This window comes from Methylobacterium sp. A49B (genome assembly GCF_053346215.1).
In genome coordinates this window covers 1-7,980 of sequence record NZ_JBKFBO010000086.1, presented here as the reverse complement: position 1 = coordinate 7,980, position 7,980 = coordinate 1, and the positions used below count along the sequence as shown (strand labels likewise).

Annotated in this window: 6 protein-coding genes; 5 read left to right on the top strand and 1 reads right to left on the bottom strand. The window is 58.6% G+C overall.

What is annotated here, in order from left to right; all coding sequences use genetic code 11:
- The first annotated feature begins 1,543 nt into the window (after window positions 1-1,543).
- Window positions 1,544-2,098 carry a hypothetical protein gene (locus ACLBX9_RS12155; RefSeq protein ID WP_447719102.1) on the top strand — a complete coding sequence of 185 codons (555 nt, stop codon included), beginning with the start codon at window positions 1,544-1,546 and terminating at the stop codon, window positions 2,096-2,098.
- Entirely contained in the window at window positions 2,095-3,864 is a 1,770-nt protein-coding gene (locus ACLBX9_RS12150; protein ID WP_447719101.1) for a DNA polymerase, read from the top strand. Before ACLBX9_RS12155 ends, ACLBX9_RS12150 begins: the two co-directional genes overlap by 4 nt.
- Window positions 3,865-6,030: 2,166 nt before the next feature.
- On the opposite strand, the gene ACLBX9_RS12145 is transcribed toward ACLBX9_RS12150, so the two are convergent.
- Entirely contained in the window at window positions 6,031-6,174 is a 144-nt protein-coding gene (locus ACLBX9_RS12145; protein ID WP_447719100.1) for a hypothetical protein, read from the bottom strand.
- Window positions 6,175-6,406: 232 nt separating this feature from the next.
- Here ACLBX9_RS12145 and ACLBX9_RS12140 point away from each other — a divergent pair, with 232 nt between their 5' ends.
- The 3 genes from ACLBX9_RS12140 to ACLBX9_RS12130 form a co-directional block, all read left to right on the top strand.
- Window positions 6,407-6,622: a hypothetical protein gene (locus ACLBX9_RS12140; RefSeq protein WP_447719099.1), complete on the top strand. Its 216-nt coding sequence runs from the start codon at window positions 6,407-6,409 to the stop codon at window positions 6,620-6,622.
- 23 nt (window positions 6,623-6,645) lie between these two features.
- A complete protein-coding gene (locus ACLBX9_RS12135) occupies window positions 6,646-6,864 on the top strand; it encodes a hypothetical protein (RefSeq protein WP_447719098.1) in 219 nt (72 codons plus the stop codon).
- Between the two features lie 692 nt (window positions 6,865-7,556).
- The coding region (locus ACLBX9_RS12130) for a hypothetical protein (RefSeq protein WP_447719097.1) at window positions 7,557-7,980 on the top strand (424 nt) is incomplete at its 3' end.

The window sequence follows — 7,980 nt, the reverse complement described above, 5'->3', positions numbered from 1 at the left end:
ATATATGTTCGGATCTCCGGGAATGCCCAGAAAGATGACTTTCGACTGATCGGCTCTCCCAACGGCGGAAACCGATCGGTCGAGCCTTCCTTCTCGCTGACTAGATCGCTCAGCTGCAGCTGGGCCCCTGAGCTAGGGCATGCATCTGCCTGTTTCTACCGACTCTTTATATATGATCCAATTTCCAAGAACGTCCGGGAAGATAGCTTTCGACTGATTTTCCGTCCCGTCGCCGGAAACCGACCGGTCGAGCCTTCCCTTTCGTCGACAAGATCAACTAGCTGCAGCCCGGCTCTCGAGCCAAGGCGTGCATCTGGGTGTTTCCCTGACTCTTTATGTATGGTTCGATCTCCAGGAATGTCGGGAAAGATAGCGTTCGACTGATTGCCTCTCCCATCGGCTGAAATCGATCGGTCGAGCCTTCCTTCTCGCCGACAAGATCAATCATATGCAGATTGGCCCTTGAGCCGAGGCGTGCATCTGGGTGTTTCGTCTGACTCTCTATGTATGGTCGGATCTTCAGGAATGTCAGCAAAGATAGAGTTCGACTGATCGGCTCTCCCAACGGCCGAAACCGACCGGTCGAGCCTTCCCTTTCATCGACAGGATCAACCAGCTGCAGCTTGGCTTCTCAGCCTTCGCATGCATCGGTCTCTCTTTATATCGCTGCGTTTGCCAAGAATGTTCGGAAAGGTGATTTTCGATCGGTACCGTTCCGGTAACGAAACCCGAGGCCCTGAGCCTTCCTCAGTTCTGACAATATCATCTATCGCCTGCAGCTCAGCTGTCTGCCTTCCGCTTCAAGTCGATGTCTTGGAAGGCGTCGCCAAACGATCCGTATTGACGTCTCCACCTGTCAACGTGTTTGGTTGGGGCAAATTTTTCATTAAAAATACGCCGTAATCCGCTTTTTCGTTACGTTTCTTATATCAATAGCAAAAATGTGCATATTTTTTTTGAACGAAATCCGCACATTCCATGATGTTCGGAATAGGTTCCCGTTTAACAACTGATTTTGGGAATATATACAACAGATAACTTAGAAATCTTACTGATCAGCTTTAGACTGTGTCTTGGATTGCTTAGATTAGAAATGCCTAACAATCGAAACACGTCGACCCGCAACTTTGATGAGGACGATGTATTTTGGGCCATTTGTTTCAGTATCAACAAAGTAGAACAGCAGCACGAGATTTTAATCTATCACACTCGCATGCCAAATCTAGTATTCAGAGCAGTTCTAGGAATTATCTAGCCTTAAACTCGAAAATCAGGCCATAATTATTTCTAATATCAACCGATCGGCTGCAACATAGTCAGAATACAGTCGATCTTGAAAGAGATAAAAATGTATAGACGCGAATTAGATCAATGCGAAATCACCTACAAACCGCCATCTATTATTATAAAAAAGCTATCTCAAGAAGTCACACACACCAGAATATCTTTGTGTTCTCTACCGAAATGTTCCTTTAGCTCAGAGGCGGTGATTTATTCTCCGAATTGCAGCTTCTCAAATAGATATTATGGAAAGACCTAAAACATGACCAACTTATTCAAAGACCTGTCTGCGCTGCGTGTCAATAGCATGGCATCGACCCCTGGCGTAAAGGAAATACTGACGCAACTGCCTATTCGGAAGCCGCCGAAGCAAGATTTCTGTCGTGTCAACCCGGATCCAAATTATCAGCTAGAAACCATCGTGTATTTGGACAAAGAGGAGCAGGAAACTTACTTTATCGATCCAGAGATGCGATCGAGCTTGATAGATGGAGCCAAGATGGTCTTGCTTGTGCTCTGCCTAACCCGAAATGGTGTTCTCTTCATTTGGCCGGTACCCCTCCCTGATCCCGGCGGGCGACGTAACAGCTGGGCAGAGTCGGCTCTCGAGGTCAAGCGACATGCAGAACTCGCGTGGGTTCGTGCTGTAGCTGACATGAGCTTGGGCGGCTATCGGATCTACCAGGCCGAAGGGCAGCTCACCGAACCTGTGTGGCCGGATAAGCCGTTCTCAGAGCTTCTCGAAATCGCCTTCGCCAATCGGGTGATCGATACTCCGGATCATGCTGTCGTGCGCCGCCTACGGGGGCTCGCATGAGCGTTGATACAATCAGCAAGAGTGAGAGCAGCGGAAACGCTGCTCTCCTCCCATTCCATGAGATCTGGCTCGTCGATTTTGAATTCAAAGCGCCTGCAGGCGAGCGCCCTTACCCCATCTGCATGGTCGCTCAAGAGCTTCACAGCGGACAGATAATCCGAATGTGGCGTGATGAGTTGATCACGTTGCGCCAAGCGCCGTTCGACTGTGGGCCCGACAGCTTGTTCGTGGCTTACTACGCTAGTGCGGAGCTTGGCTGTTTTCTGGCGCTCGGGTGGCCCTTGCCCACCTGCATCCTGGATCTCTTCACCGAGCACCGCTGCGCCACGAACGGCTTGCGGTCGGGGTACAGCAATGGGCTGATCGGCGCCTTGGCCAGCCGAGGTCTCGACCACATCGAGGCTAGCGATAAGGATAGCATGCGCCGGCTGATCATGGATGGCGTGGCTTGGTCCCCTGCTGAGCAAGCCGCCATCCTGGCCTACTGCCAAAGTGATGTCACCGCGTTGGCTGCCCTCCTGCCACGCATGGTGCCTCAACTCGACCTGCCACGGGCGCTCCTGAGAGGGCGTTACATGGCAGCTGTGGCCCGGATGGAGTGGACGGGCACGCCCATCGACGTGCCGGTCTACAACCGGCTTCGGGCGGGCTGGGACGATATTCGTGCTGGGCTCGTCGCTGACGTGGATCGCTCCTATGGCGTCTACGACGGTCTCACCTTCAAGCAAGACCGCTTTGCCGCCTATCTGATCGGAGCTGGCATTCCATGGCCTCGCCACCCGAGCGGTTCGCTGCGGCTGGATGATGAGACATTCAAAACCATGGCTCGGCTCCATCCCGTTCTGGAACCGCTGCGCCAACTGCGAAAGACGCTGGGTCAGCTGCGGCTCGGCGAGCTGGCAGTCGGATCGGACGGCCGTAATCGCTGTCTTCTGTCGCCTTTCAGCTCCATCACCGGGCGCAATCAGCCTTCGAACACGAAGTTCATCTTCGGGCCGGCTCGCTGGCTGCGGGGACTCATTCGCCCACCGGAAGGCTATGCGCTCGCCTACATCGACTTCTCGTCCCAGGAGAATGCGATCGCAGCGGCTCTGTCGGGCGATAAGTTGATGATGCAGGGTTACGATGAAGGCGATCCCTATCTCGCCTTCGCCAAGGCTGCCCGACTCGTACCCGCTGACGCCACCAAGGCGAGCCACAAGGTCGAGCGGGATCGCTGCAAATCCGTGGTGCTCGGCGTCAACTACGGCATGGGGCCAGACGCTCTGGCTCTATCGCTCGGCATTGCACCGGTAGAGGCGCGGATGTTGATCCGGGCACATCGAGAAACGTACCGGGATTTCTGGTCCTGGTCGCAGCGGTCCGTCGACGCCACCATGCTCCTGGGCGAAACCCAAACTGTGTTCGGCTGGCAGCGTCGGATCGGTGCGGACGCGAATGGTCGGGCAGTCATGAACTTTCCGATGCAGGCCAATGGTTCGGAGATGATGCGGATCGCAGCGATCGCGGCTACCGAGGCCGGCATCGAGGTTTGCGCGCCTGTTCATGACGCGTTCTTAATCCAAGCTCCAATCGGGCAGATCGAGGAGCGTGTCGAGCAGATGCGCGCCTTGATGACGGAGGCGGGTCGTGCGGTCACCGGTGGGTTCCCGGTACGCACCGATGCGACGATCGTGCGGTATCCAGATCGCTACATGGACGGCGGACAAGCCATGTGGGACCGGGTCATGGCTCTGCTCTCGAACGAGGCGAAGGACGTCGATTGAATGAGGTGATCGCGCTGGACCTGTCGCACCCAAGCGATAGGGACCGTCGCACCAGCGCGACACCACCCTCGCATCCACACGACACCAGGTCATCTTATTATAGTCTTATCCTTCTATCTCTATGTACAAACACAACTCTGTAGATCCTTTGGGCGAAATAACAGGTGAGACTGAGATCACACCCCAAGTTCTCAAATCTGTGACAAAACCTAAAGCTCGTTTCCTAAAAGGCCCTATACCGCTGGAGCCTTTGGCAATTGCCTCATGCCTTCCTGGTAAAGCCCTGGCCGTCTACATCGCCCTCCGCCATCGCTGTGACTTGGAAGGCAAGAGCACCGTAAGTCTTTCCGCAGCACTTCTGCGCAGCTTCGGCGTCGATCGTGACTCAAAGGCCCGCGCCCTTCGCGTGCTGGAGAACGCCGGTTTGATCCAGGTCGAACGCATACCCGGACGGGCTGCCCGTATCACGCTCAAGCCTATGCCCCCAACTGCCTGACAGAACGGGCCGAAACTGCCGCAACGAGGCCGTTCGACCCTAACCGACGACGTGGATGCTGTCCGTGCCGTCGGCCTAACTCAATAGTCGTTCAACCGAAGCTAGCGATAAGTCTAATCAATCGTACGAGCTAAAAATTCGAGTTTCACAATATTACGCAATTAGATAAACGGTGTAAAATTATGTACGGATTTTATGAAGTGTCTTTGTTCAAGATCAAGATGGAAAACCAACACATATGGGCGGTTGTCACTTTGGAAGGTGGCTACTCCGTGATTGTATGGATGATGTATACGGAGGAGGATGCTGTCAACGAGCAGGCATTAAGGTTGGCCGAGGGCGCAGAACGCATGACGAGATATTGCGGCGATCAAACTATACATCTGTCCAAAACGCTGACCTCACCATCTTGCTCCGAAATTGAGAGATATGCTGAGGATAACGACTTTACTTGGGGTCTAGATTTGCAGCGTGCTACCTTCAAGAGCAGATCGTGTATCCGTCTGACGAAGAGCCACGTGCCAGCAGCCGTATCGAATGGGTAACGAGTGAAGGAAAAGGCGATGAGTTCCCACTGAAAAGCGGGCCCTCAGCTCCCGTGGTTATGTAACCCCCAAAAACAGCTCTGTTCGAGGAGCTGTGCGACCAGACAGACGACCCATGATCTGACGCTGACGCGGGTCCGTATCTACGCGACGATGCCCATAGTTCGGCCAGATGGTATGGCCCTTCCACCAGACGATGGCGACCGGCAGGAACAGGACTGGGATCGCCACTTCGAGGAAGGCCCAGAACTCGAGGTCGGACAAGTTCATCCGTCGCTAGTAGCAGCGTCATGCCGCTCCTGGATTGAGGCACGAGCTAGGCGTGGGTTGCAGGCGGGTCGAACGCTGCACGGTCGTGCTTGAGTTATCGTGGAGGCCGCTCGAACTTCGTGAAACCTCGGCCGTTCTGGTGCTGCAGCAGCAACCTGGACAACAGTATGATCCGCACCGCGATAGCGCTCGCTGGCGCCTTGAGCACCGCCGTAGCTAGTCCCGTCATGGCTCAGGTGGTCACCGGAGGTGCTGGCAATACCGGTGTGGCCCCACCGGCCAGCGTGGGCGGCGTCGGCCCTGGCGCTCGAGATCTCGGCCCCAGCCCGATCACCCGGGGCAACGAGGCCAACCCCAGCAACTCCTCCGTGCCGGGCACGACGCCGGACGTAAATATCGGCGGCACGCCTACCAGCGGCCCGCCTGGCACTGGTGGCACGTCAGGCGGCCCATCGCTCGGTCGATGACGACGGACGCGATGGCCTCTGCCGTACAGCAGACGTGTGAGGTGAAGGTGGACGGGGTATGGCGGCCCGTTAGCCTTGCGGAAGCACGCGGCCTACACACGATGGCACCGAAGCGGTGCCCGGCCTGCCATGGCCAAGTGATGATTGCCGGGACTTACACCGCTACCGGCCGCTTGAAGACGCAGCACCGCCGGGCGCACCCCGGCTGTCCCCTCACGACCCACGCGTACACTGGGACGCCGACGCCTCACCCTCAGGCGCTCACTTGACTGCCGGGCATCGGCCGCTCGGCCCCGCCCCGATCTGCTCACGGGGCGGGGGAGCGTCCGATCTCACCAGCGGTGGGCCGATACACAACACAGCCCAGCGGCATCATGCCCGCAGCGGGTTAGGCGGTCGTCACCTGGTTGGGCATGGGGTTGTGCCGAAACAGGCCGCGCAGGGTTCGGAAGGGCAGCAGCACCAGCTTGGCGATACCGTGGGCGGCCATGACGACGACAACGGCTAATAGGGCCAGCAAGGTGTTCAGCACGCAGGGTACTCCTGGCAGCATGGTACTCGGCGGGGCGCCCCCGCCCTTGCCTGCAGGAGGCGCGCCGATCGCGGCGGCAGTATGATGGGCGCCGAATTTATGGTGGTCAGTCACATCAGTACCGCTTGAGCGGCATGCAGTTCATAGACCCGTGGCGCCCGTCAGCTTCGACCGTGGTGATATCTCCACAACTGAACCGGCCACCGCCCCTTCCCTGACAGCCTGAAGTCGCATGAACCCCACCGTTACAAAGGCTCTGGCCGTGATCGAGCACCACCACGTCGAACACGGCGTGCCCACGGTGATGGAGATGCATGACCTGCGGGAAGCTCTCATCGCCTACAGGGATACCGGGGTCGATCCCGAGACGCTGGCCCACGACGCGCTCACGGCACAGGGTTGGCACGTCGAGATGGTCGATGGCGTGATCTACCGCTTAGAACGCTGAAACCGCGTTGCCCTCGCCGCCACATGCCGAAGCCACCCAAGCGTCGCGCCTATCTGGTATCCGTGACTCAGAAGCCCGACGCGGTGCGCGTGTACGCCATGCTGGCATCCACCCCGGACGAGGCGCTGGAAGCCATCATGCTGAGCGTCTCGCCCAGGGCGCAGGTGGAGATCGTCGGTGGCCTGTCGCGGGACCTTGTGAAGCGGCTGCACCTCAAACCGGGGGAGCCGCTGCGGATCTGAGCCGCATGGTAGTTCAGAACGCTCCGCACCATAGCTCGTGGCCATGAGCCGGCGCACCGCGGTCTCCAGTCCCGCCGCACCGCACCGACCCTCACACGACTGCCCGGCCAAGGCTTCACGGGTGAGCCTGGGGAACTGGCCCAAGGGCACCTGTCGTCGTGTGCTCGCCCACCGCGGCGCCGTGTGGTGTCGCGAACGCCTCGGGCGCGCAGGCGGGGAAGGGGCAGCGCTGTAGCAGGTGCGCACGGCGCTGTCGCCGCGTCAGCCTGTCCGAAGGCTTCCCAGACCGAGCCGTTCGGCTTCAGCCCGCCACGCATCGCGCTGATCCTGCACCGCCTCGATGCGGGCGTGCAGGTGACCGGCGTCGATGACCGCTAACCGCCTACGGCACGTCGGGTCGCTACGTTCCACCACCATCACAGCCAGCTACGCCATCCGGTTCGACGCTTGAGCTCGTCGCCGACCACCTTCTGATGGCCCATGGGCTTATTGAGCAGGGCGGTGCGAAGGAGATGCTGCCGGTGATGAGAGCGGCTTTGATGGAAGCGGACAGGCTGCTGGTGCGGAGCATGAACTCGGCAGACCGAAGCAGCCGCTTCCACTAGGAACCGTATTCTCAGCGGCAAAGCTGCCCTTGTGGCACTCTCCTGCGGCTACGCTTTCAACTCGACAGATGGCAGAGTGCCGTCATCATGCCGATCCGGCCCGAGCACCGCTTCTTCTATCCGATCGACTGGGCGCAGCTCTCAGCCGTGATCCGGTTCGGCCGGGCGAGAGGCTGCTGCGAGGGCTGCGGACGGCCGCACGGGCGGACGGTCCACCACCTCGGCGACGGTCGCTGGTGGGACGCTGAAGCTAGTCGGTGGCGTGATGGCTGGGGCCGGCGGACCCGGTTAGGAGTGGAAGCCGACATTCTCCGCCGCGTACGCCACACACAGGTCGTCCTGGCTACGGCTCATCGGGATCACGACACCTCGAACAATGCGGACGCTAACCTCGCGGCCTTCTGCCAGCGCTGCCACATGATCCACGACCGCCCGGAGCATCGGAGGCGGCGCTGGCGCACACTGTTCAGGCGGAAGGCGCTGGGCGACCTGTTCGGTGGGCCCTACGCCT

What these genes read in the sequence shown, in the direction of transcription:
- ACLBX9_RS12155 (WP_447719102.1), top strand. Translation starts at nt 1,544, where the DNA reads ATGACCAACTTATTCAAAGACCTGTCTGCGCTGCGTGTCAATAGCATG.
- ACLBX9_RS12150 (WP_447719101.1), top strand. Translation starts at nt 2,095, where the DNA reads ATGAGCGTTGATACAATCAGCAAGAGTGAGAGCAGCGGAAACGCTGCT.
- ACLBX9_RS12140 (WP_447719099.1), top strand. Translation starts at nt 6,407, where the DNA reads ATGAACCCCACCGTTACAAAGGCTCTGGCCGTGATCGAGCACCACCAC.
- ACLBX9_RS12135 (WP_447719098.1), top strand. Translation starts at nt 6,646, where the DNA reads ATGCCGAAGCCACCCAAGCGTCGCGCCTATCTGGTATCCGTGACTCAG.